Source organism: Janthinobacterium sp. GMG1, assembly GCF_034427795.1.
GTDB lineage: Bacteria > Pseudomonadota > Gammaproteobacteria > Burkholderiales > Burkholderiaceae_D > Janthinobacterium.
Map to the genome: position 1 here is coordinate 437777 of NZ_JAXQNT010000001.1, position 25317 is coordinate 463093.

17 protein-coding genes are annotated in these 25317 nt (G+C 64.7%); 12 read left to right on the forward strand and 5 right to left on the reverse strand.

The annotated features are described in order from the left end of the window. The first annotated feature begins 6 nt into the window (after positions 1-6). The 6 genes from SJI03_RS02055 to SJI03_RS02080 all read left to right on the forward strand — a co-directional run bounded on the left by SJI03_RS02055 (position 7) and on the right by SJI03_RS02080 (position 8443). Positions 7-2259 carry a DUF3141 domain-containing protein gene (locus tag SJI03_RS02055; protein ID WP_416208694.1) on the forward strand — a complete coding sequence of 751 codons (2253 nt, stop codon included), beginning with the start codon at positions 7-9 and terminating at the stop codon, positions 2257-2259. A 9-nt stretch (positions 2260-2268) separates the two neighbouring features. Then, on the forward strand, positions 2269-3684 hold the full coding sequence (locus SJI03_RS02060) for a bifunctional enoyl-CoA hydratase/phosphate acetyltransferase (protein ID WP_322426095.1): 1416 nt from the start codon (positions 2269-2271) through the stop codon (positions 3682-3684). Further along, on the forward strand, positions 3681-4898 hold the full coding sequence (locus SJI03_RS02065) for an acetate/propionate family kinase (protein ID WP_322426096.1): 1218 nt from the start codon (positions 3681-3683) through the stop codon (positions 4896-4898). Before SJI03_RS02060 ends, SJI03_RS02065 begins: the two co-directional genes overlap by 4 nt. 215 nt (positions 4899-5113) lie before the next feature. Beyond that, positions 5114-5587, forward strand: coding sequence for a hypothetical protein (locus tag SJI03_RS02070; protein WP_322426097.1), 474 nt, complete (start codon positions 5114-5116; stop codon positions 5585-5587). 164 nt (positions 5588-5751) lie between these two features. Beyond that, a complete protein-coding gene (locus tag SJI03_RS02075; protein WP_322426098.1) occupies positions 5752-8064 on the forward strand; it encodes a M43 family zinc metalloprotease in 2313 nt (770 codons plus the stop codon). A 25-nt stretch (positions 8065-8089) separates the two neighbouring features. Beyond that, complete coding sequence (locus SJI03_RS02080; protein WP_158301078.1) at positions 8090-8443, forward strand: hypothetical protein; 354 nt, start codon at positions 8090-8092, stop codon at positions 8441-8443. Here SJI03_RS02080 and SJI03_RS02085 read toward each other — a convergent pair. The 5 genes from SJI03_RS02085 to SJI03_RS02105 all read right to left on the reverse strand — a co-directional run bounded on the left by SJI03_RS02085 (position 8434) and on the right by SJI03_RS02105 (position 16739). Then, positions 8434-8622, reverse strand: coding sequence for a helix-turn-helix domain-containing protein (locus tag SJI03_RS02085; protein ID WP_099376487.1), 189 nt, complete (start codon positions 8620-8622; stop codon positions 8434-8436). The two genes, SJI03_RS02080 and SJI03_RS02085, sit on opposite strands and share 10 nt — an antisense overlap. A gap of 189 nt (positions 8623-8811) precedes the next feature. Further along, on the reverse strand, positions 8812-11166 hold the full coding sequence (gene parC, locus SJI03_RS02090) for a DNA topoisomerase IV subunit A (RefSeq protein ID WP_099376488.1): 2355 nt from the start codon (positions 11164-11166) through the stop codon (positions 8812-8814). A 48-nt stretch (positions 11167-11214) separates the two neighbouring features. Beyond that, on the reverse strand, positions 11215-13020 hold the full coding sequence (locus SJI03_RS02095) for a J domain-containing protein (RefSeq protein WP_158301079.1): 1806 nt from the start codon (positions 13018-13020) through the stop codon (positions 11215-11217). A 12-nt stretch (positions 13021-13032) separates the two neighbouring features. Beyond that, complete coding sequence (locus SJI03_RS02100) at positions 13033-14742, reverse strand: molecular chaperone HscC (protein ID WP_322426099.1); 1710 nt, start codon at positions 14740-14742, stop codon at positions 13033-13035. After that, the gene (locus SJI03_RS02105) at positions 14742-16739 is read right to left on the reverse strand and encodes a DNA topoisomerase IV subunit B (protein ID WP_099376491.1); all 1998 of its coding nucleotides are present in this window, start codon (positions 16737-16739) and stop codon (positions 14742-14744) included. The genes SJI03_RS02100 and SJI03_RS02105 overlap by 1 nt, the downstream gene beginning before the upstream one ends. Positions 16740-17202: 463 nt before the next feature. Here SJI03_RS02105 and kdpF point away from each other — a divergent pair, with 463 nt between their 5' ends. From kdpF to kdpE, 6 genes are read left to right on the forward strand one after another with little or no spacing between them, the layout of a single operon-like run. After that, positions 17203-17292 (forward strand): K(+)-transporting ATPase subunit F, encoded by a 90-nt coding sequence (kdpF, locus tag SJI03_RS02110; RefSeq protein WP_034746483.1) that lies wholly within the window; start codon positions 17203-17205, stop codon positions 17290-17292. Next, on the forward strand, positions 17292-19097 hold the full coding sequence (gene kdpA, locus SJI03_RS02115) for a potassium-transporting ATPase subunit KdpA (RefSeq protein WP_099376492.1): 1806 nt from the start codon (positions 17292-17294) through the stop codon (positions 19095-19097). Before kdpF ends, kdpA begins: the two co-directional genes overlap by 1 nt. 9 nt (positions 19098-19106) lie before the next feature. Next, positions 19107-21185, forward strand: a complete 2079-nt coding sequence (kdpB, locus tag SJI03_RS02120; protein ID WP_322426100.1) for a potassium-transporting ATPase subunit KdpB — start codon at positions 19107-19109, stop codon at positions 21183-21185. A 10-nt stretch (positions 21186-21195) separates the two neighbouring features. Next, positions 21196-21771 (forward strand): potassium-transporting ATPase subunit KdpC, encoded by a 576-nt coding sequence (gene kdpC, locus SJI03_RS02125; RefSeq protein ID WP_099376494.1) that lies wholly within the window; start codon positions 21196-21198, stop codon positions 21769-21771. Positions 21772-21829: 58 nt separating this feature from the next. Beyond that, a complete protein-coding gene (locus tag SJI03_RS02130; protein ID WP_322426101.1) occupies positions 21830-24571 on the forward strand; it encodes a DUF4118 domain-containing protein in 2742 nt (913 codons plus the stop codon). Then, positions 24568-25266: a two-component system response regulator KdpE gene (gene kdpE, locus SJI03_RS02135; RefSeq protein ID WP_034746496.1), complete on the forward strand. Its 699-nt coding sequence runs from the start codon at positions 24568-24570 to the stop codon at positions 25264-25266. Before SJI03_RS02130 ends, kdpE begins: the two co-directional genes overlap by 4 nt. Positions 25267-25317: the final 51 nt, after the last annotated feature.

Below are 25317 nucleotides of genomic sequence, written 5' to 3' on the forward strand. Positions count from 1 at the left end.
ATAGCCATGAAGATCGAAGCTGCACCATTTTTCTCCACCGGCGGCTTGCCGCCGCTGGGCGTGCTGGGCGACTATGCGCGCGACTCGTGGCAGCGCATCGTGCTGTACGCGGACGTGATGCGCCGGCGCGGCAACCAGTACCAGGAGCACATGGCCGAGGAAGTGCCGAACGTGCTGGACTTCCCCGCCGAGCTGGTGATGTCGGGCCTGGAACTGGCGCGCCCCGTCAACTACGGCCTCGCGCGCATCCTGACGCCCGATTTGCCCGAACCCGATCCATCGAAGCGCCCTTTCGTCGTCGTCGACCCGCGCGCCGGGCACGGCCCCGGCATCGGCGGCTTCAAGGCCGAGAGCGAAATCGGCGTGGCCCTGCGCGCCGGCCACCCGTGCTACTTCATCGGCTTCCTGCCCGATCCCGTGCCGGGACAGACGGTGGAAGACGTGATGCATGCCGAGGCGGCCTTCCTGGAAAAAGTCATCGCCCTGCATCCGCTCAGCGAGGGTAAACCCGTCGTCATCGGCAATTGCCAGGCGGGCTGGCAAATCCTCATGACGGCGGCCATGCGCCCGGAATTGTTCGGCCCCATCATCGTGGCCGGCGCGCCCGTGTCGTACTGGGCCGGCTGGCATGGCCGCAATCCGATGCGCTACGCGGGTGGCCTGATGGGCGGCAGCTGGGCCACGGCGCTGGCGGGCGACCTGGGCAAGGGCCGCTTCGATGGCGCCAGTCTGGTGCAGAATTTCGAGAAGCTCAACCCGGCCAACACCCTGTGGAGCAAGCAGTACAACCTGTATGCGAACATCGATACGGAAGCACCGCGTTACCTGGAATTTGAAAAATACTGGGGCGGCCACGTCTTCCTCAACGACGTCGAGATGCAATACATCGTCGACAATCTGTTCATCGGCAACCGCCTGGCCACGGCCGAATTGATCACCTCGGACGGCGTGCGCCTGGACTTGCGCAACATCCGCTCACCCATCGTCGTGTTCTGCTCGAACGGCGACAACATCACGCCGCCGCCGCAGGCCCTGGGCTGGATCACGGACCTGTACCGCGACGACAAGGACGTGCTGCTGCACGACCAGACCATCGTCTACGCCGTGCATGACAGCATCGGCCACCTGGGCATTTTTGTGTCGGCCAAGGTGGGGCACAAGGAACACCAGAAATTCGCCAGCAATATCGACCTGATCAACCTGCTGCCGGCCGGCATCTACGAAGCGAGGATCGTCGACAAGACGCCCGATACGCCCAACGCGGACCTGGCCAGCGGCGACTATGTGCTGCAGGTCGAGCACCGCGGCATCGACGACGTGCGCGCCATCGTGCAGCCGAGCGTGGAAAACGACCGCAAGTTCGCCGCCGCTGCGCGCGTGTCCGAGGTGAACCTGGCCCTGTACCGCACGTTTTCGCAGCCGTGGGTGCGCGCCATGGTCACGCCGCAGACGGCGCGGTTTTTGCAGCTCGCGCATCCGCTGCGCGTGTCGTACGAGCGCTGGACGGACCACAATCCGCTGGCCAGGCTGGTGGCCAAGGAGGCGGAAAAAGTGCGCGCCCAGCGCCAGCCCGTATCGCCCGACAACCCGCTGCTGGCCATGCAGGAAGCCATCTCCGGCGCCATCACGGCTGGCTTGAACGGCTGGCGCGACTGGCGCGACAGCGTGCAGGAAACCACCTTCGACCTGGTGTACGGTTCACCCCTGGTGCAGGCGCTGACGGGACAAGCCATCGGCGACACGACGCCGCCGCGCCCGCATCCCGGCATTTCGCCCGAGCATTGCGAATACGTGCGCTGCGAAACGCGCAAGATGGACGAGGACATGCAGCGGGGCGGCCTGGTGGAGGCGGCCGTGCGCGCGCTGTTCTACATCTACCGCTTCCGCATGATCGCCGACGAGCGCAGGGTCAACCTGGCCCTCAAACTGATCAAGCCGCAATACCGGCAGGATGTCGGCATGGAGGAGTTCCGCGGTATCGTGCGCCAGCAGGCGCGCTTGATGCTGCATGATTTCGATACCGCCATCGCCGCCTTGCCGGCCTTGCTGTCGCGCGCCGACCCGGACGACATCGGCGCGCTGTCCGAATGGCTGCAGCAAGTGCTGCAAGTGCCCGAGGCGCCGACGCCGGACGAGGACGCGAGCCTGCAGCAGATGCTGGACGTCTTTGACCGGGCGGTCAAGGAGCAGCAATCGGTTGTGCGCGCATCCAGGACTGAACCGAAAGCCAAACCGGCCAAACACATTACCCCTGCCTAGAAGACCACGATGACTACTACCCAAGACGATGATCTGAATATCGTACGCAACCGCACCTTCGACCAGATCGCCATCGGCGACACCGCCAGCATCACGCGCACCCTGAGCATGGACGACATCGCCCTGTTCGCGGTGATGTCGGGCGACGACAACCCGCAGCACCTCGATACGGAATTTGCCGCCGCCACCCGTTACGAGGGCGTGATCGCGCACGGCATGTGGGGCGCGGCCCTCATTTCCGCCGTGCTGGGCACGCGCCTGCCCGGCGCAGGCACCGTCTACACGGGCCAGACCCTGCGCTTTTTGCAGCCAGTGCGCGTGGGCGATACGCTGGCCATCAGCGTCACCGTGACGGCGCTCGAGCCGCGCAGCCGCCACGTGACCCTGGCTTGCCGCTGCGTCAACCAGCACGGCGCCGTGGTGCTCGATGGCGAGGCGCAGGTGATCGCGCCCGCCGAGCAGATCGAACGCAAGCGCGCCACCCTCCCCGAAGTACGCCTGCATAACGGCGACGGCACGCGCCGCCTGCTGGAACATGCGCGCACCCTGGGTCCGATCAGGGTGGCCGTGATCCACCCCTGCGATGAACTGAGCCTGTCGGGCGCGCTCGACGCGCATGCGGCCGGCCTGATCACGCCCGTGCTGGTGGCGCCGCGCGCGCGCCTGGAAGCCGTGGCGCTGGAAGCGGGCCTGAGCCTGGAAGGCATCGCCATCGAGGACGTCGAGCATAGCCATGCCGCCGCCGCGCGCGGCGCCGAACTGGCAGGCAAGGGCGAAGTGGAAGCCTTGATGAAGGGCAGCCTGCACACGGATGAACTGATGTCGGCCGTGCTTGCCGCCAGCGCCGGCCTGCGCACCAAGCGCCGCATCAGCCACTGCTTCCTGATGCAGACACCCGCGTATCCGCGCCCCTTCATCATTACGGACGCGGCCATCAATATCGCGCCCAACCTGGCCATGAAGGCCGACATCGTGCGCAACGCCATCGACCTGGCGCACGTGATCGGCGTGGCCTGCCCGCGCGTGGCCATCCTGGCCGCCGTGGAAACGGTGAACGCCGACATGCCGGCCACGCTGGACGCGGCCGCGCTGTGCAAGATGGCCGACCGCGGCCAGATCACGGGGGCGATTCTCGACGGCCCGCTGGCTTTTGACAATGCCGTGTCGATCGCCGCCGCCACCGTCAAGGGCATCGTCTCGGAAGTGGCGGGCCGCGCCGACATCTTGCTCGTGCCCGATCTGGAAAGCGGCAACATGCTGGCCAAGCAGCTCGAATACATGGGCGACGCGGACAGCGCCGGCATCGTGCTGGGCGCGAAAATCCCCGTCATTCTCACCAGCCGCGCGGACTCGCGCGCCAGCCGCATCGCCTCGTGCGCCATCGCCGTGATGCTGGCCAACCATTACCGGAGCACGCCGCCATGAACGCAGCAGTCCAACATGCCGATGGCACCCTGATCCTGGTGCTCAATTGCGGCTCGTCGAGCATCAAGTTCGCCCTGTTTGAGCAGGCGGGCGGCGTGCTGCCGCAGCAGGCGCAATGGAGCGGCAAGGTCGAAGGCATCGGCCGCGAAAACGCCACCTACCGCGCCGGCGGCCTGCCGGCAATCGCCTTGCAGCTCGATCCGGCGCAACCCCATCATGCGGCGCTCGAATACATCCGCGCGCAAGTGGTGGCGCAGCTGGCCGGGCGTCCGCTGCGCGCCGTGGCGCACCGCGTGGTGCATGGCGGCAGCAAGTATTTCGCCCCCGTACGCATCGATTTCAAGGTGCTGGCCGACCTGAAAAGTTATGTGCCGCTGGCGCCCCTGCACCAGCCGTTCGCGCTGGAAGCGATCGAGGTGCTGCTCGAATCGCGGCCCGACATCGCCCAGGTGGCGTGCTTCGACACGGCCTTCCACCACACGGTGCCGCAGGTCGAGCAGATGCTGGCCCTGCCTTACGATGCGTGGGAGCGGGGCTTGCGCCGCTACGGCTTCCACGGCCTGTCGTATGAATACCAGTCGCTGGTGCTGGAGCAGCGTTTTGGCGCGGTCGCGCGCGGCAAGGTCATCGTGGCTCACCTGGGTAGCGGCGCCAGCCTGTGCGCCATGGAGAATTTGCACAGCGTGGCCACCACCATGGGCTTTTCCGCGCTCGATGGCCTGATGATGGGCACGCGCTGCGGTTCGCTCGATCCGGGCGCCGTCATCTACCTGATGGAAATCGAAAAGCTGTCGCTGGAAAAAGTGGCGCATGTGCTGTACCACGAGTCGGGCTTGCTGGGCGTGTCGGGCGTGTCGGCCGACCCACCCGTCTTGCTGGCGCAGCAGGACCGGCAGGACGCCACGGGTGAGCGCATCCGCGCCGCGCTGGCCTTGTATATCCGCCGCATCGTGCGCGAGATCGGCGCCCTGACGGCTGTGCTGGGTGGACTGGACATGCTGGTGTTTACGGCCGGTATCGGCGAGCACAGCGCTGAGCTGCGCCAGCGCATCTGCGCCGAGCTGGGATTCATCGGCCCCGCGCTCGACGGGGAGGCGAATGCGCGCAATGCCAGCCGTATTTCCAGCGACAGCAGCCGTATCGTGGTGGGCGTGGAGCCGGCCAACGAGGAGTGGGTGGCTGCCCGCCATGCGGCGCTGGCCGTGGGTGCATGAGGTCCTGACGCTTACGGCAGCGCTCGATGGGAAGTTTGCCGAAATGCATATATTTCCCGTTGAGTGCGCTAACGCACTGTGTGGTTTGCCCGTTATCTTTACTATGAAGTCATGCCATTGCGCTACATCAAGAAACAGCGCGATGCCTGGCAAATTTTGAACATTTTGCCCGCCTTTAGTAAGAATAAAATTAAACCATATTGAAAGGTCTCATCATGAACAAATTACTCGCCGCCCTGATCGCTACCCTGTTTGCCACCGCTGCCATCGCGCAAACGCCAGTTACCCCAGCCGTTGCCAGCGCCCAGGCGTCTGCGCAGCATGACATCAACAAGGCTGCCAACAAGGAAGCCAAAGTCGATGCCAAGGCTGACGCCAATGTCGCCAAGGCTGAAATGAAGGCTGACGAAAAGAAAGCCGATGCCCAGCACAAGGCGAATAAAACCAAGGCCAAGGCCCACGACAAAGTGGTCGATGCCGATCCGGAAGACAAGATGAAGGTACAAGCAAAGGCTGACAAGGCTGCCGCCAAGGCCGATGCGAAAGCGGGCAAAACCGCCGTGAAAGCGGACGCCAAGGTCGCCAAGGAAAAAGTGGAAGCGAACGCCGATAAAGCCATCGCCGCCACCAAGACGGAAGAAGCCAAGGCCAAGGCCGACGCTGAAGTCAAGGCCGCCGCCGCCAAGTAATTCCCTGTTTGCGGGCCACGGCCTGCAAGCCCAAAAGACAGCTTCGGCTGTCTTTTTTTTCGTCCAGCACTTTTCCCTGGCGACGCTTGCCAGTCTTGATCTGGCGCAAATGCTCCTCTTTTCGCCGTGCCATAGTGAACTGGCAAACAGACGAAGGAGACATCATGAGCACCGCTAAAACGAAAAAAACACCGGCCACCGGTTCGGCGGAAGGCGCGCCAGCCATGTCCGCCACGCAGTCCATGCCGGTCGAGGGCGACATGCAGGCTGGCGCCGATGCGGCGGGCGGCGACGCGATGCCGGGGCTGCGCCTGGGCGTGTCATATGCCGACCAGGCGGCGCTCACCCAGGGCGTGGCCGTCGCGGATACCGGCGCCATGCCGGGTGGTGGCGGCATGCAGCAGACGCCGCAAGGCATGGCGGGCGCCAGTTGCATGCAGATCGGTGGTGGCGGCATGGGCGGCGATGGTAGCGGAGGCAATGGCGGTGATGGGGGGCAGGGCGGCGGCACGCCGCGGACGCGCACCTGCGCCACGATGGACGTGCATCGGCGCCTGCTGACCGAAGACCCATCGTATGCGAACGTGCGCGCCGATATCGAAAACCTGGCCGGGTTGTACGAGGGCGATGCCAGCAGTGCCGGCCGTGCCGGCGTGACGCACATCCCGGTGGTCGTGCACGTGGTGTGGAATACGGCTGCGCAGAATATTTCGGATGCGCAGATCGCCAGCCAGATCGATGTGCTGAACCGTGACTTCCGCCGCGTCAACCCGGACGTCAACAGCACGCCGGCGCCGTTCCTGCCGCTGACGGCCGATGCGCGCGTGGAGTTCGCGCTGGCCACGACCGATCCGCATGGCGCGGCCACCAGCGGCGTCGAGCGACGCCAGACGACGGTGACGTCCTTTGGCGCGGACGATGCCGTCAAGTCGCAGGCGACGGGCGGCATGGATGCCTGGCCGGCCGACAGCTACCTGAATATCTGGGTCTGCCAGCTCGGTGGCGGCTTGCTGGGTTATGCGCAGTTTCCCGGCGGCCCGGCCGCGACCGACGGCGTGGTGATCCTGCAATCGGCCTTTGGCACGACAGGCACGGCGGCGCCGCCGTTTCACCTGGGGCGCACGGCCACGCATGAAATTGGCCACTGGCTGAATCTGAACCATATCTGGGGCGACGACGGCACCGGGTGCTCGGGCACGGACAACGTGGCCGACACGCCGAACCAGGGCGGGCCGAACACGGGCCAGCCCTCGTTTCCCCAGGTGTCGTGCAATAACGGGCCGAATGGCGACATGTTCATGAACTACATGGATTACGTCGACGATCCCGCCATGTTCATGTTCACGGCCGGCCAGGTGGCGCGCATGCAGGCTTGCCTTGATGGCCCGCGCGCCAGCATCGGCACGGGAGGCACGGGCGCAGGCGCCACGCCGCGCCAGAGCTCCTCTCCCGTCGTGGCCTGGGGCGCGAACCGCCTCGACGTCTTCGTGGTGGGCACGGATCGCGCGCTGTACCACAAGGCCTGGAATGGCACGGCCTGGGCGCCATCCGTCACCGGCTACGAGGGGCAGGGCGGCATCTGTACCAGCGCGCCACAAGTGGTGTCGTGGGCGCCGAACCGGCTCGACGTATTCGTCACGGGCACCGACAGCGGCTTGTTCCACAAATGGTGGAACGGCACGGCCTGGGGACCGTCCCTGACCGGTTACGAAGCCATGGGCGGCTTGTGCGTGGGCGACCCGCGCGCTGTGGCCTGGGGACCGAACCGCCTCGACGTGTTTGTCGTCGGCACGGACCGCGGCCTGTATCACAAGTGGTGGAACGGGGCCGCCTGGGGGCCGTCGCTGACGGGGTATGAAGCCATGGGCGGTATTTGCCTGGGCCAGCCGGAAGCCGTGGCGTGGGGACCGAACCGCCTCGATGTCTTCGTCGTCGGCACGGACCGGGCCCTGTACCACAAGTGGTGGAACGGCACGGCCTGGGGACCGTCGCTGACGGGCTACGAGCGTTTGGGCGGCATCTGCACCTCGTCTCCGAAAGCCGTGGCGTGGGGACCGAACCGGCTCGACGTCTTCGTCACGGGCACCGATGGCGCGCTGTACCACAAGTGGTGGGATGGCTCGAAATGGGGGCCGTCCATCGACGGCTTCGAGCGTCTGGGCGGCGTTTGCGTGGGCGAGGTGGAAGCCGTGTCGTGGGGACCGAACCGGCTCGACCTGTTCGTCATTGGCACGGACAGCGCCCTGTACCATAAGGCGTGGAATGGATCTGCCTGGTCGCCCTCCGTGACGGGCTTTGAAAACCTGGGCGGTATCTGCACCTCGCGTCCGCGCACCACGGCCTGGGCGCCGAACCGCCTCGACGTGTTTGTCACGGGCACGAATGGCGCCCTGTTCCACAAGGCGTGGAACGGCACGGCCTGGTCACCGTCCGTGACTGGCTATGAAAACCTGGGCGGCGTGGTATCGTGTTTCTGACGTCAATGGTTCAACGGGAGGCGGCATGCACGGCATGACAACGGCACTGCCCAGCGGCAGCTGGACGCACTCGTTCGAGGAGGATGCGGACGGTATCGAGGTGTACCGGCCCACGGCCACGTTCACCTTTCCGCCCAGCCGCAAGGGGCGCAAGGTGCTGGAGTTCGGCGCGCCCGCCGGCGCCACGGCGCAAGGGGAGGCGACCTTGACGTCCATGGCGCCCGGCCCCGACGACCGTCCCCGTGCCGGCCCCGTCACCCGGCTGCGGCCCCTGGGCATGGGCCGCTATGCGCTCGGTGATGGCGCAGGAGCGCAGGACGTGATCGATATCGTCGAAGCGACGCCCGACGTGCTGCGCCTGTCGCGGCATCAAGGGTGACCGCGCAGTTTGTATGCGAGCGCCGTGCGGTTGCCCACGCCCAGTTTCTGGTAAATCGCATGCAGCTGATTGCGTACGGTGGCCGGCGACTTGCCCAGTTCCCTGGCGATGCTTTTATACGGCAAGCCTTCGGCCGCCATGGCCGCCACCAGCCGCTCGGCCGGGGTCAGGCGCTGCATGGCAGCCTGCCTGAAACCTTGTTTGTCATCGTTGCTCTCCTGTCTGTGGGCGGCACGCCGGTGGCATGCCTGCAGGGATAACGAAAACGCGGCGCGTATCTGCAAAACTATCTGTAAAACTATTTTGTCCGCTGCGACAGGCGAAAAAAAAGACAGGCGAACCTGTCTTTTCGTGTGGCGCGATGCCGGTCAGCCAATGGCCGCCATCGACACCGGTTTCAGCTTGGCCGCCAGCGCCTTGCCCTTTTTCGCGCGCTTGCCGAAGTGCTCGGCCAGGGCCGTGGCGCCCAGCGACGCATCCTGCGGTTTCGAGGCCCGGCCGATGCCCGAGACCACCACGCCGCGCTGGGTGATCGGCTGCACGGCCAGCAGCTTGTCTTTCGCATCGAGGTCGATCAGCTTGACGCCGGTGCCGCCCTTGGACAGGGTTTTCATTTCATCGAGACCGAACACCAGCAGGCGCGCGCCTTCCGTCAGGCAGGCCAGGGCGCTGGCCGCCTCGGGGATGACTTTCGGCGCCAAAGGCACGTCGCCATCGTCCAGGGTGATGAAGGCCTTGCCGCCTTTCAGACGGCTCGTCATGTCGCCCGCCTTGGCGATGAAGCCGTAGCCTGCGCTCGACGCCAGCAGCAAATTGGTGGCGCCATTGCCCGCAAAGTAATGCAGGATGCGTACGGCGTTGCCGGGCGTACCGCCGCTCAGGTCGCACAAGGTCGTGATCGGCACGCCGTCGCCGCGCGCGTTGGGCAGCGCGGAGACGGGAACCGAGTAAATCTTGCCGTTGTTGCCAAAGCCCAGCAGGGTGTCGACCGTGCGGCACTCGAAGGCGCCATGCAGGGAGTCGCCCGCCTTGAACGTGAACTGCGCCGCATCGTGGCCGATGCCGGTACGTGCGCGCACCCAGCCTTTTTCCGAAATGATGACGGTGACCGGTTCATCGACCACCTTCTGTTCCGCCACGGCTTTTTGCGCTTCTTCGATCAGGGTGCGTCGCGCGTCGCCGAACTGCTTGGCATCCGCTTCGATTTCGCGGATGACGGCGCGCTTCATCGAGCCCGGGTTGTCGAGCAGGTCTTGCAGGGACTTTTCTTCCTTGCGCAGTTCGGCCAGCTCTTGCTGGATCTTGATCGTTTCCAGGCGCGCCAGCTGACGCAAGCGGATTTCCAGGATGTCGTCGGCCTGGCGTTCGGACAGTTTGAACGCTTCGATCAGGGCCGCTTTCGGCTCATCCGAATTGCGGATGATCTGGATCACCTTGTCGATATTGAGCAGGATCGCTTCGCGCCCTTCCAGGATATGGATGCGGTCCTTGACCTTGCCCAGTTTGTAGCCGGTGCGGCGCGTGACGGTCTCGAAGCGGAAGTCGATCCACTCGCGCAGGATGTCGCCTAGCCCTTTTTGGCGCGGACGGCCATCGCCGCCGATCATCACCAGGTTGATCGAGGTCGATGATTCCAGCGATGTATGCGCCAGCAGCATCAGCATGAATTCCGTCTGGTCCTGGTTCTTCGACTTCGGTTCGAATACGAGACGCACGGGTGCTGCACGGCCCGATTCGTCACGGATGGTGTCGAGCGAATTGAGGATCAGCGCCTTCAGGGCCACCTGGTCCGGCGACAGCGCCTTCTTGCCCAGCTTGATCTTCGGATTCGTCAGTTCCTCGATTTCTTCCAGCACTTTTTGCGATGAGGTGCCCGGCGGCAGTTCCGTCACGACGGCTTGCCACTGGCCGCGCGCCAGTTCCTCGATCTTCCAGCGTGCGCGTACCTTCATGCTGCCACGACCGCTCGCATACATGTCCTGGATTTGCGACGATGGGGTGATGATCTGGCCGCCGCCGGGGAAGTCGGGGCCGGGAATGATGGCCATCAGCTCCGCGTGCGTCATCTTCGGATCGCGGATCATGGCGACAGCCGCTTTCGCCACTTCCGCCAGGTTGTGCGACGGGATTTCCGTTGCCAGGCCCACGGCGATGCCGGAGGCGCCATTGAGCAGCACCATCGGCAGGCGCGCCGGCAGCAGCTTCGGTTCTTCCGTCGAACCGTCGTAGTTGGGCTGGAAGTCCACCGTGCCCATGCCGATTTCGTCCATCAGCAGCTTGGCGATCGGGGTCAGGCGCGCTTCCGTGTAACGCATGGCCGCCGCGCCATCGCCGTCGCGCGAGCCGAAGTTGCCCTGGCCATCGATCAGCGGGTAGCGCAGCGAGAAATCCTGCGCCATGCGCACCAGCGCGTCGTACACGGACTGGTCGCCGTGCGGATGCAATTTACCGAGCACGTCGCCGACCACGGCCGCCGATTTGCGGGGCTTCGCCGTGGAGTTGAGTCCCAGCTCGTTCATCGCATACAGGATGCGGCGCTGCACGGGTTTCTGGCCGTCGCACACGTCGGGCAGGGCGCGGCCCTTGACGACGGAGATGGCGTAATCGAGATAGGCGCGCTCGGCAAAGGTGGACAGGGTCAGCGCTTCGCCGTCGAATACCGGTTCATCCGGCTCGATCGGCTCAGGCTGGGCATCGTCAAATAAATTGGTTTGTGTGGACATGGCGCTTGTTTCGGTGTTAAGTGGTTGCGGTTGAATTCGTGGGGCTGATTATGACAGCCGTGATTTGGAAAAGGACTTGCCGTATGTCAGATACATATAGCGCAGGGTGAAATACAGCACAGCCAGGGCCAGCTCGACGCTGTGATGCATCATCGGCATGGCGCGGATGGCCGGGGCGTGGCCGGCCAGCACGACGCTGGCAAGGGACGGCACCAGCACCACCGGCCAGATCGTCTTCCATTTGAAATCGGTGGGGGAAAACAGCAAGCCGGCGCACGACCAGGCATACAGCGCGGCGCCGATGAGGGCGGCCGGCAGCTGCTGCACATACAGTAGCGACAGCAAGCCCGCGCAGCCGATCAGCCATGCCGCGCGCAGGCGGGGCAAGAGCGCCTCGGGGAAGCCGCCATCTCCATACAGGCCGGTGGCGCAGCGCAGAGCCAGCGCCGCCAGGCAAAATATCAATGGCATGGCCTCGCCGATGGCCAGCGCCGACGGGCCTTTGCCGCTCATGAACATGGCGGCGAACAGCGACAGGCCCAGACACAGGAGCAGCAGCATGCCATGCAGCAGCTGGCGGTTCATCGCATACGCGAGCAGGGCCGACGCGCACAAGCCGGCGGCGGTGACGAGGCGCATGGTCTCGCTGCGCTCGGGCAGGAACAGCAGCAGTGCCAGCACGAGGTAGGGTGCGATCCAGCCCAGTTGCCGCAAGCCGGGCCGCTGCCACAGAATGGGCAGGCGGTCCTGCAGCGCTTCTTGCAGCGATTCCAGGCGCGCGAACAGCGGCATTGGCCAGCGCAAGGCATGCATGGCCAGCAGGGAAAAGGCGAGGGCCTGAAAGCCCAGCAGGCTGGCATAGGCCGCTGTGTCGCCGAGCTTGAAGCCGGCAGCATCGAGCACGCCCGCGAGCATGAAGTGCAGCACGAAACCGAGGCCGCCCGAGGCCAGCGCCGTTTGCTTGAAGTAGCGCTTGGCATGGACGGCCTGTTCCCATCGTTCGAACAGGTCCGTATCGAGCTTCCAGGCCAGCATCTCGCCGTGCTGCCAGCGTATCGCGTGCAGCAGCTCGCGCAACTGCAGCGTGAATTTTTGGTCGAACAGCTGGCGCGCATAGGCCGATGGCGGTTGCTGCGACATGATGCAGTCCAGGCCCGGGTAGCTGTCGCGGTTGTCGCTGAAATGGGCGAACGAACGGTCGGCCCGGTAGCGCTGCACGGCAGTGCGCACCAGGTCCCCATGGCTGCGCGCCAGGTAGGAAAAATCACGGTCCCAGCCCAGCTGCTCGAACAGGGCCTGGCGCAGCACCAGGTCATACCCGGCGCTGGCACAGTAGCGCAGCGCGCACAAGTCGAATTCCTCGCGCACATCGAGGTTGAGCATGGCGTCGTCCTGCAGTATGCGGGCCAGCACGTCGCCGGCATCCGCGTGCCGCGTCAGCGCCAGGCAGCCTTGCCACAGGTTGGCCGCTTCCTGCGCCGGATCGATGGCGACCACGCCCCATAGTTCCGGTGGCGGTGCGGGTTCCCGGGCAATGATGCCCCACAGTTCCGCAGGCGGTTCCTGCGGTTCCTGCGCCTCCCGCGCGGGTTCGTCAATGACGCCCCACAGCTCGGCCGTTTCCATGGGCGGCGTTTCTACCGCTGCCGCTTGCGGTTCCGGAAATTCGGCGGCAAACAGGTGCGCATGGCGCAGCGCGTATTCATACGCTTCGCGCAGCTCCTGGAAGGCGGCCGGATCGTCTTCTGGACGCGTCACCTTCAGGCGCTTCGCGTACGCGCGCTTGAGGGCGCGCTCGTCGCCCGTCGGCTCCGTGCCCAGGATTGCCCACAGGCTGCGCTGTCCGTTGTCCATGCCGCCGTCCATCTACAGGAAGCTCTCGCTCTCGACCTGGCGCAGCACGTCATCCAATGCCTGGCGCGCCTTGCGGATGGTATTCGGGTCCTGCGTTTCCAGCGCGGCCTGGAAATTGGCCGTGTGCGCGGCCAGGTACTGGCGCACGTCGCCCAGCGACTGTTCGTACAGCCGGTCGGCGCGGGTGACCAGGGTACGATTTTCCATCTGCTCGCGCGGATGGATCTTCAGGTCGGCCAGTTCCGCAAAGCGCTGCTCGATCTGTTCCGGCGTCATCACGCCCGCGTTGTCGCTGATAATCATCTTGTGGCGTTCCTGCGTGGCCAGCACCGTCACTTCCGCTTCCAGCACGCCGCTGACGTCGTAGGTGAAGCGCACGTCGATGCCGATCTCGCCCGCCTTTTTCGCGGGGATCGGGAAGCTGATCTTGCCGAGGAAGACATTGTCGGCCACCAGGCGCGACTCGCCCTGGAAGATCGCCACGTTGATTTCCTTCTGGTTGTCGTGGATGGTGGTGATGTTTTCCGTGCGCGAGACGGGTACCACGGAATTGCGCTCGATGATGGGCAGGTAATGCCCGCCTTCATACTGGTTCGCGCCAACCTGGCGCGAAATCGAAATACCCAGCGAGTACGGCGCCACGTCCGTCATGACCACTTCGTCGAGGGCCGCGTCGCGCATCTTGAGGCCCGCCTGCACGGCGGCGCCCAGCGCCACGGCTTCATCCGGGTCGAGGTGGATGGCGGGGAAGCGGCCGAACATGCGCGAGACGAGTTTGCGCACCAGCGGCATGCGCGTGGCGCCGCCGGCCAGCACTACTTCATTGAGTTCCGCAGCGCGGATGGTGGCGTCGCGCAGTGCCCGCTCCACGGGCAGGCGCAAGCGGGCCAGCAGGGGCTCGCACAGCTGCGCCAGTTTGTCTTCGCTGATCTCCCAGCTGTATTCCTTGTCCTGGTAGCGCGTGGCCATGCGCACGGACGGCTGGTCCGACAGCAAGCGCTTGACGCGTTCGGCTTCATCGCGCAGCAACTGCTGCTGGCGTGGGTCGAACAGGCGGCTGCCGGCCGCATCGCGCAAGCCGCTGCCTTCCAGGAAGGCGTCGACCAGCACGGTGACGAAGTCTTCGCCGCCCAAAAAATTGTCGCCGGCCGAGGCGCGCACTTCCATCACGCCTTCGAACAATTCCAGGATCGACACGTCGAACGTGCCACCGCCCAGGTCGAAGACGAGGAATTTGCTTTCCTGTTCCTTGTCGCGGATGCCGTAGGCCAGCGCGGCGGCCGTCGGCTCGTTGAGCAGGCGCTCCACGCGCAAGCCCGCCAGCTGGCCGGCGATGCGCGTGGCCTTGCGCTGCGCATCGCTGAAATACGCGGGCACGGTGATGATGGCTTCCTCGATCTTGTGGCCGAGGTAGGCTTCGGCATCTTCCTTCAGCGCGCGCAGCACCATCGACGACAGCTCTTCCGGACGGAATTGCTGCGTGCCGAGGGTGATCTTTTTTTCACTGCCCATGTAGCGTTTGAAGACGGCGGCCGTCAGCTGCGGGTGCGTCTGCAGGCGCTCGCGCGCGGCGCGGCCCACCAGCACGGTGCCGTCGTCATCGATGCTGACGCACGATGGCGTCAGGTGTTCACCGAGCGCATTCGGGATGATGGAAGCCTTGCCGTCGCGCCAGATGGCGACCAGGCTGTTGGTGGTGCCCAGGTCGATGCCGATGATCATCAGATATCTGCCTCCGCCTCATTGCCGTGTTCTTCGATCCAGGCGCGGCGTCCGGCCGCTTCGCCCTTGCCCATCAACATATTGAAGCGCGAGGCCGAGGCCATGTGGTCGATTTCCCCGAGCGTGACGGGCAGCAAACGGCGCGTGTCCGGGTTCATCGTCGTTTCCCACAGCTGCTCGGCGTTCATCTCGCCCAGACCCTTGAAGCGCGAGATCGACCAGGCGCCCTGTTTCACGCCTTCCTTGCGCAGCTTGTCCTCGATGGCGACCAGTTCGCCGTCGTCGAGCGCATAGATTTTCTGCATCGGCTTCTTGCCGCGCGCCGGTGCATCCACGCGGTACAAGGGCGGGCGGGCGATGCAGATGTGGCCCTTGTTGATCAGGACCGGGAAGTGCTTGAAGAATAAGGTCAGCAGCAGTACCTGGATGTGCGAGCCGTCCACGTCTGCATCGGACAGGATGCAGATTTTGCCGTAGCGTAGGCCCGACAGGTCGGGTGTATCGCCCACGCTGTGCGGATCGACGCCGATGGCCACGGCGATGTCGTGGATCTCGTTATTGGCGAACAGGCGGTCGCGGTCCGTTTCCCACGAATTCAAGACCTTGCCGCGCAGGGGCAGGATCGCCTGGAATTCCTTGTCGCGGCCCATCTTGGCCGAACCGCCCGCCGAGTCACCCTCGACGAGGAACAGTTCATTGCGGGTAATGTCCGACGATTCGCAGTCGGTCAGCTTGCCGGGAAGGACGGCGACGCCCGAGGATTTTTTCTTTTCCACTTTTTGCAGTGAACGCTGGCGCGACTGCGCCTGCTTGATCACGAGATCGGCCAGCTTCTTGCCGTAATCGACGTGCTGGTTCAGCCACAGTTCCAGCGGCGGCTTGGTGAACGTGGAGACGAGGCGCACGGCGTCGCGCGAATTCAGGCGTTCCTTGATCTGGCCCTGGAATTGCGGGTCCAGCACCTTGGCCGACAGCACGAACGAGGCGCGCGCGAACACGTCTTCCGGCAGCAGCTTCACGCCTTTCGGCAGCAGCGAGTGCATTTCGACGAAGTTTTTCACGGCGCCGAACAGGCCGTCGCGCAAACCCGATTCGTGCGTGCCGCCATTCGAGGTGGGGATCAGGTTGACATACGATTCGCGCACGATGGCGCCTTCTTCCGTCCACGCGACCACCCAGGCCGCGCCTTCGCCTTCGGCAAAGCCTTCCGAATCCGGGCCAGCGTACTGCGCGCCTTCGAACAGGGGAATCAGGGTTTCGCCATTCGATACCTGCGCCAGCGTTTCGGTCAGGTAGCCGCGCAAGCCTTCCGCATACTGCCACGTCTGCGTGTCGCCGGTTTTCGCGTTGGTGAGGGTGACGGTGACGCCTGGCAGCAGCACGGCTTTCGAGCGCAGCAGGCGTTGCAGCTCCGTTTGCGAGATATTCGGCGAATCAAAATATTTCGCATCGGGCCAGGCGGTGACGCGTGTGCCCGATTTCTTGCCGTCGCGCGGGGCAGGGCGGGAAGTCAAGGGCTCGATCACATCGCCATTCGCAAACACCATGTGGTGCAGGCCATTGCCGTCGCTTTCCTTGCGCCAGACGGTGATTTCCAGGCGCGTCGATAGTGCATTGGTGACGGATACGCCGACGCCATGCAAGCCGCCCGAGAATGCATAGGCGCCGCCAGAACCCTTGTCGAACTTGCCGCCCGCGTGCAGCCGTGTAAACACGATTTCCACCGTCGGCACGCCTTCTTCCGGGTGCAGGCCGACAGGAATGCCGCGGCCATTGTCTTCGACGGTGATGCTGCCATCCGTGTTTTGCGTGACGGCGATATGCGTGCAATGACCGCCCAGCGCCTCGTCGGAGGCATTGTCGATCACTTCCTGAATGATGTGCAGCGGATTTTCAGTGCGGGTATACATCCCCGGGCGCTGCTTGACGGGTTCCAGTCCTTTCAGGACACGGATGGATGATTCGCTGTAGTCGGATGCTGGTTTTTTAGTGGCCATACGTGTTCAAGCTAAGTAAAGACAGTGGTTGGAACGCCAGGCCAGGGCACTGCGGGGCGCAATGACAGCGGCGGCGATAACTGTATGAATATACAGTATATTCCGTCCAGCGTCACTGTGGGAGGGCAGTGCGGCAGGCTTGGCGTCCTTGTGCGGACGCTCGCGCATTCTATCTTGTCCCGCGAGCAATAGCGCTACTCCAAGGCAACAACAGTGCGCCGCGCGCGTGGTTTGGCGCCCATTGTGAAGGATTTTATGCGGTAAAGCGCCCGTTTTTACATCTTGTTTACAGCTGCCTCCCCAGTCTTTACGAATTTTTTAGACCCTTTTGGCTAATCTGCTCACTATCAAAACAAACCTGAATGAGGGTGGGAATGGATCTCGTGTATCTCGGCTTGATTGCCGTGTTTTTCGTCCTGGCGGCCGGCTTTGCCGTCGCCTGCGACAAATTAGGGAGCGTCAAATGAACGCGTTTTATGTGCTGGGCGCCGTCGTCTCGGCTGGCCTGCTCGTGTACCTGCTGGTGGCGCTGCTGAAGGCGGAGGAACTGTGATGACGACGCAATCGATACTGTTGTTGGTGGCCTTCCTGGCCGTGCTGCTGGCCGCCGGCTATCCGCTGGGCCTGTACATGGCCAAAGTGGCCGGCGATGCCCCCGTGCGCGGCCTGGGCTGGCTGCAAAAGCTGGAAAACCTGCTGTACCGCTGGTCCGGCCTGCCCGCCGACAAGGCCATGGGCTGGAAAAGCTATGCCATCGCCCTGATCGTTTTCAATACCGTGGGCGCCGTCTTCGTCTACGGCCTGCAGCGCCTGCAGGGCTTTTTACCGTTGAATCCACAGGGCCTGGGCGCCGTCAGCCCCGATTCCTCGTTCAATACCACCGTCAGCTTCGTCGCCAATACCAACTGGCAAGGCTATGGCGGCGAACAGACCATGAGCTATCTGACCCAGATGCTGGGCATGGCGTGCCAGAACTTCTTCTCGGCTGCCACCGGCATCGCCGTGATCTTCGCGCTGGTGCGCGGCTTTGCCTCGCGCTCGGGCAAATCGATCGGCAATTTCTGGGTCGACCTGGTGCGCTCCACCCTGTACATCCTGTTGCCGCTGTCCCTGGCCCTGTCCGTCGTCTTCATGGGCGAAGGCATGATCCAGAATTTTTCCGCCTACAAGGAAGTGACCCTGCTCGACCACGTGGCCTATGAAACGCCGAAGGTGACGGCCGACGGCCAGCCCGTGCTCGATACGGCCGGCAAGCCCGTGATGGAAGCGCAAGTGGCGACCACGCAGACGATCGCCATGGGTCCCGTCGCGTCGCAGGAATCGATCAAGCTGCTGGGCACGAATGGCGGCGGCTTCTTCAATGCCAATTCCTCGCACCCGTATGAAAATCCGACCGTGCTGTCGAACTTCCTGCAGATGCTGGCCATTTTCATCATTCCCGCCGGCCTGTGCTTCACGTTTGGCCGCATGGTGGGCGACCTGCGCCAGGGCTGGGCCGTACTGGCCGCCATGACCCTGATCTTCGTCGTCATGACGGCCGGCGTGATGAGCGCCGAGCAGCAAGCCAATCCCGCCTTGCAGGCACTGGGCGTGGACCAGCAGGCCAGCAGCCTGCAATCGGGCGGCAATATGGAAGGCAAGGAAACGCGTTTCGGCATCAGCTCCTCGACCCTGTTCGCGGCGGTGACGACGGCGGCATCGTGCGGCGCCGTCAATTCCATGCACGATTCCTACATGCCCCTGGGCGGCATGGTGCCGCTGCTGCTGATGCAGTTCGGCGAAGTGATCTTCGGCGGCGTGGGCACGGGTCTGTACGGCATGCTGATGTTCGCCATCCTGGCCGTCTTCATCGCCGGCCTGATGATAGGCCGCACACCCGAGTACCTGGGCAAGAAAATCCAGGCCTATGAAATGAAGATGGTCTCGCTGGCCATCCTGATTACGCCAGCCCTCGTATTGACGGGCACGGCGATCGCCGTGATGGTCGAACCGGGCAAGATCGGCGTGGCCAATCCGGGCGCGCACGGCTTCTCGGAAATCCTCTACGCCTTCACGTCGGCAGCCAACAACAACGGCAGCGCGTTTGCCGGCTTGTCCGCCAACACACCGTTCTACAACGTGATGCTGGCGATCGCCATGTGGTTCGGCCGCTTCGGCGTGATCGTGCCCGTGCTGGCGGTGGCCGGGTCGCTGGCGGCCAAGCAGCGCCTGTCGGCCAATGCCGGCACCATGCCCACGCACGGCCCCATGTTCATCGGCTTGCTGATCGGCGTTGTCGTGCTGGTCGGCGTATTGAATTACGTTCCCGCGCTGGCCCTGGGCCCGATCGTCGAACACCTGCAACTTTTCATCAAATAAGAGGCTACCATGTCACGCACAAGCCTGACTTTGTTCGATTCCGCACTGATCGGCCCCGCTGTCGTCGATGCGTTCAAAAAACTCGATCCCCGCACGCAGTGGCGCAGCCCCGTGATGTTCGTCGTCTATGTAGGCAGCATCATCACGACCCTGCTGGCCATCCAGGCCCTGAATGGCCAAGGTGAAGCGCCGTTCGGCTTCATCCTCGCCGTCGCCGTGTGGCTGTGGTTTACCGTGCTGTTCGCGAATTTCGCCGAAGCGCTGGCCGAAGGCCGCAGCAAGGCGCAGGCGGCCTCGCTGCGCGCCCTCAAGCAAACGGTGATGGCAAAGAAAATGCAGACGCCGAAATACGGCACTTCCTGGCTACCCACGCCGGCCACCGACCTGCGCAAGGGCATGACGGTGCTGGTCGAGGCGGGCGACGTGATTCCCGCCGACGGCGAAGTGACGGCCGGCGTGGCCTCCGTCGACGAAAGCGCCATCACGGGCGAATCGGCGCCCGTCATCCGCGAATCGGGCGGCGACTTTTCCGCCGTCACGGGCGGCACCCGCGTGCTGTCGGACTGGCTGCTGGTGCGCGTCTCCGTCAACCCCGGTGAAGCGTTCATCGACCGCATGATCGCCATGGTGGAAGGCGCCAAGCGCCAGAAGACGCCGAATGAGATCGCCCTGACGATTTTACTGGTGGCCCTGTCGATCGTGTTCCTGATCGTCACCGTGACCCTGCTGCCGTATTCGCTGTTTTCCGTGGCGGCGGCCGGCACTGGCACGCCGGTGACGATCACCGTGCTGATCGCGCTGCTCGTGTGTTTGATCCCGACCACCATCGGCGGTTTGTTGTCCGCCATCGGCGTGGCCGGCATGAGCCGCATGATGCAGGCGAATGTGATCGCCACGTCGGGCCGCGCCGTGGAAGCGGCAGGCGACGTGGACGTGCTGCTGCTCGATAAAACGGGCACCATTACCCTGGGCAATCGCCAGGCGTCGAGCTTCGTGCCGGCGCCCGGTGTGACGGAGCAGCAGTTGGCCGATGCGGCGCAGCTGGCCTCGCTGGCCGATGAAACGCCGGAAGGGCGCAGCATCGTCGTGCTGGCCAAGCAGAAGTTCAATATCCGCGAACGCGAAATGGCCAGCCTGCACGCCACCTTCGTGCCCTTCACGGCGCAAACGCGCATGAGCGGCGTGGATATCCCGGGCGAGCAGCAAGTGCGCCAGCTGCGCAAGGGCGCGGCCGACTCCATGAAAAAGTATGTGGAAGCGCTGGGCCAGCCGTATCCGGCCGAGGTGGGGCGCGCCGTCGACGACATCGCGCGCCGCGGCAGCACGCCGCTGGTGGTGGTCGACGATGGCCGCGTGATGGGCGCCGTGGAGCTGAAGGATATCGTCAAGGGCGGCATCAAGGAGCGCTTCGCGGAATTGCGCCGCATGGGCATCAAGACCGTCATGATCACGGGCGACAACAAGCTGACGGCTGCGGCGATTGCCGCCGAAGCGGGCGTGGACGATTTCCTCGCCGAAGCGACGCCGGAAGACAAGCTGAAACTGATCCGCAGCTACCAGGCCGAAGGCCGCCTGGTGGCGATGACGGGCGACGGCACCAACGATGCGCCGGCGCTGGCGCAGGCCGACGTAGCCGTGGCCATGAACTCGGGCACGCAGGCGGCAAAGGAGGCAGGCAACATGGTCGACCTGGATTCGAACCCGACCAAGCTGCTGGAGATCGTTGAAATCGGCAAGCAGATGCTGATGACGCGCGGCTCGCTGACGACGTTCTCGATTTCGAACGATATCGCCAAGTACTTTGCCATCATCCCGGCCGCCTTCGTGGGTACCTATCCGCAATTGAAGGCGCTCGACATCATGCACCTGGCCAGCCCTGCGTCGGCCATCATGTCGGCCGTGATCTTCAATGCCTTGATCATCGTCGTGCTGATTCCATTGGCGCTGAAAGGTGTGCAATACCGGGCCATCGGCGCGGCCAGCCTGTTGCGCCGCAACCTGCTGATCTACGGCCTGGGCGGCATCGTCCTGCCCTTCATCGGGATCAAGCTGATCGATATGCTGCTGTCCGCACTCAATTTAGTCTAAAGGAACCATCATGAGCACTATCGTACGTCCCGCCCTGGTCCTGTTTGCCGCGCTGACCGTGATCTGCGGCGTCGTCTATCCATTTGCCACGGCCGGCATCGGGCAGCTGGCTTTCAACGATGAAGTCAACGGCAGCATCGTCGAGCGTGGTGGAAAGCCCGTCGGCTCGACTCTGATCGGCCAGTCATTCACCTCGCCCAAGTATTTCTGGGGCCGGCCATCGGCCACCGCGCCGATGGCCAATAACGGTGCCGGCTCGGGCGGTTCGAACCAGGGACCGACCAATCCAGCCCTGGTGGACGCCGTCAAGGCGCGCATCGCCGCCCTGAAGGAAGTTGACCCTGGCAATACGCGCGCCATCCCCGTCGATCTGGTGACGGCGTCGAGCAGCGGCCTGGATCCGGAAATCAGCCTGGCGGGCGCCCTGTACCAGGCGCCACGCGTGGCCCGCGTGCGCGCCGTGCCGCTGGCGCAGGTGGAAAACGCCATCGCCAAGGTGCAGAAAACCGCGTATATCGGCTTTTTCGGCGAACCACGCGTGAATGTGCTGGAACTGAATCTGGCGCTCGATGCGGCCGCGAAGTAAGATGATGCAGGGGCGGAGCCGCCGGTTTTGCCCCTGGTTTTGACATTAAAAGATGCCCATGCTCCCCAACGACAGCCAACGCCCCGACCCTGACACCCTGCTGGCGCAAGTGCAGGCGCAGGAAAAGAAAGCCGCGCGCGGCCGGCTGCGTATTTACTTTGGCGCCTCGGCCGGCGTCGGCAAGACTTATGCGATGCTGGCCGCCGCGCGCAAATTGCTGGCCGATGGACAGGACTTGCTGGTGGGCGTGGTGGAGACGCATGGGCGCCAGGATACGGCGGCCCAGCTGGACGGCTTGCCCGTGCTTCCGCTAAAAGCGATCGAGTACCGGGGCAAGACCCTGTTCGAGTTCGACCTTGACGAAGCGCTGCGGCGCGCGCCGCCGCTGATATTGATGGATGAACTGGCCCACTCGAACGTGGCCGGTTCGCGCCATCCGAAGCGCTGGCAGGATGTCGAGGAATTGCTGGCGGCCGGCATCGACGTGCTGTCGACCGTCAACGTGCAGCACCTGGAAAGCCTCAATGACGTGGTGGGGGGGATTACCGGCGTGCGCGTGGCCGAAACCCTGCCCGATACGGTGTTCGACCGCGCCGATGAAGTGGTGCTGGTCGATATTCCCGCCGATGAACTGCTGCGCCGCCTGAAGCAGGGCAAGGTGTATCAGCCGCTGCAGGCCGAGCGGGCGTCCCAGCATTTTTTCCGCAAGGGTAATTTGATCGCCCTGCGCGAACTGGCCTTGCGCCGCACGGCGGACCGGGTGCAGGATGACGTGCAAGCCTACCGCGTCGAGAAGTCCATCAATCCCGTGTGGAAGACGGGCGCCGCGCTGCTGGCCTGCGTGGGGCCGCATGCGGGTGGCGAACACGTGATCCGCAGCACGGCGCGCCTGGCCAGCCAGCTGAATGCGGAATGGCATGCGCTGTACGTGGAAACGCCGCGTTTGCAGCGCCTGCCGGCGAGCCAGCGCGAGCGCATTTTGAAAACCCTGAAACTGGCGCAGGACCTGGGCGCGCGCACGGCTGTTATGCCGTCCGCCGACATCGCCGGCGCCGTGGTCGAGTATGCGCGCAGCGCGAATATCTCGAAAGTCATCGTCGGCCGTGGTCGCGCCAATGCGCTGGCGCGCCTGTGGCAGGCACCGCCGGCGGCGCGCATGGCCAGCCTGGCGCCCGATATCGATTTGATCGAGGTGGGCTTGCCGCCAGCCGATGCGGCGCCGCGGCGCGCAGTCGGCGACGATGCGGAGGTGCCGCGCCGGACCTCGCGCCACTGGCGCTACATCCTGGCTGCCGGCGCCAGCCTGGCCACGGCCCTCGCCTCGGTACCGCTGCAGCCTTATCTTGACCTGGCCAATATCGCCATGCTGTCCTTGCTGACGGTGGTGCTGGTGGCCGTGCGCCTGGGACGCGGACCGGCGGCGCTGGCCAGCCTGGTGGGCGTGGCCTGCTTCGATTTCGTCTTCGTGCCGCCCCGCTTCTCGTTTGCCGTGGGCGATTTCCAGTATGTGATTACCTTTGGCGTGATGCTGGCCGTGGGTCTGATCACGGGCCACCTGACGGCCGGCCTGCGTTTCCAGGCGCGCGTGGCCTCGCACCGCGAAGCGCGCGCCCGCGCCCTGTATGAATTCTCGCGCGAGCTGTCCGGCGTGCTGCAGACGGAGCAGATTTTCGACATCACGAAAAGCGCCATCGAACGGGCTTTCCGCGCGCGCGCCACCCTGCTGCTGCCCGATGACGAGGGCAGCTTGCAGGCCCCGAATGGCGGCGAGCCGCTCGATATCGGCATCGCACAGTGGGCCTTCGACCATGCGCAGGCGGCGGGAACGGGCACCGACACCTTGCCGGCGTCGCCCATTTTCTACCTGCCGCTGATCGCGCCGATGCGCACGCGCGGCGTGCTGGCGCTGCTGCCGCTCGAGGGCGCGCAGCGCGGGCGCTGGCTGCTGGTGCCGGAACAGCGCCAGCACCTCGATACCTTTGCCGCGCTGGCGGCCATCGCCCTCGAACGCGTGCATTACATCGACGTGGCCCAGGGCGCGCTGCTGCAGATGGAGTCCGAACGGCTGCGCAATTCGCTGCTGGCGGCCCTGTCGCACGACTTGCGCACGCCCTTGACGTCGCTGGTGGGCCTGGCCGAATCGCTGGCCTTGTCCCGGCCTGCGCTGTCGCCCGCGCAGCTGGATATGGCGCGCTCGCTGCAGTCCGAAACCGTGCGCATGAGCGCCTTGGTGGCGAACTTGCTGGACATGGCGCGCATTGAAAGCGGCCAGGTGCGCCTGAACCTGCAATGGCAGGCGCTGGAAGAGGTGGTGGGCAGCGCGCTGCGCGCCAGCGGCCCGCAATTGCAGCAGCATGCCGTGCAGACGCAGCTGGCGCCGGACTTGCCGCTGGTGCGCTACGACGCCGTGCTGATCGAGCGCGTGCTGTGCAACCTGCTGGAAAACGCGGCCAAGTACACGCCGGCCGGCAGCACCATCACGGTCGCGGCCGGGGTGCACGGCCAGTTCCTGCAGGTGACGGTGTTTGATGATGGCCCAGGCTTGCCGTCCGGCCGCGAAGAAGCCATCTTTGAAAAATTTACGCGCGGCGAGCGCGAATCGAACAAGCCGGGCGTCGGGTTGGGGCTGGCCATTTGCCGCGCCATCGTCGAAGCGCACGGCGGCACCATCCACGCGCAGCCGCACACGCCGGGACAGGGCGCCGCCATCGTCTTCAGCCTGCCGCTGGGCACGCCCCCGGCGCCGCCGGAGATCGAGCTCGATGACGCCAACGACCATGAAACAGGAAAACCAACATGAACGAACCTTCCGCCACCGCCTTGCTGGTCGAGGATGAACCGCAAATCCGCCGCTTCGTGCGCGCCGCGCTGGAAGACGAGGGCTGGCAGATTTTCGAATCCGCCACCATGCAGCGGGGCCTGATCGATGCCGGCACGCGCCGGCCCGACCTGATCGTGCTGGACCTGGGGCTGCCCGATGGTGATGGCATCGATTTCATCGCCGACATCCGCAAATGGTCGGCCGTTCCCATCATCGTGCTGTCGGCGCGGGTCGACGAGCAGGACAAGATCCGTGCGCTCGACGCGGGCGCCGACGACTATCTGACCAAGCCGTTTGGCGTGGGCGAACTGCTGGCCCGGGTGCGCGCCACCCTGCGCCGCCAGCGCCAGCCCGCCGCCAGCGACGATGGCGTGGTGCAGTTTGGCGATGTGCGCGTCGACCTGAAGGATCGTCTGGTGACGCGCAACAAGCAGCTGGTGCACATGACGCCGACGGAATTCCGCTTGTTGTCGGTGCTGGTAAAAAACGCGGGCAGGGTGGTCACCAATCCGCAACTGCTGCGTGAAGTGTGGGGGCCGTCGAACAGTGAAAACGGCCACTACCTGCGCATCTACATGGGCCATCTGCGCCAGAAGCTGGAAGCCGATCCGGCCCAGCCGCAGTACCTGTTGACGGAAACGGCCGTCGGCTACCGCTTGCTGCTGCCGCTCTAAACCGATTCTTTTCCCCCGTTTGAAAACAGGCGCTGCGCGCGCCAGGGGGAC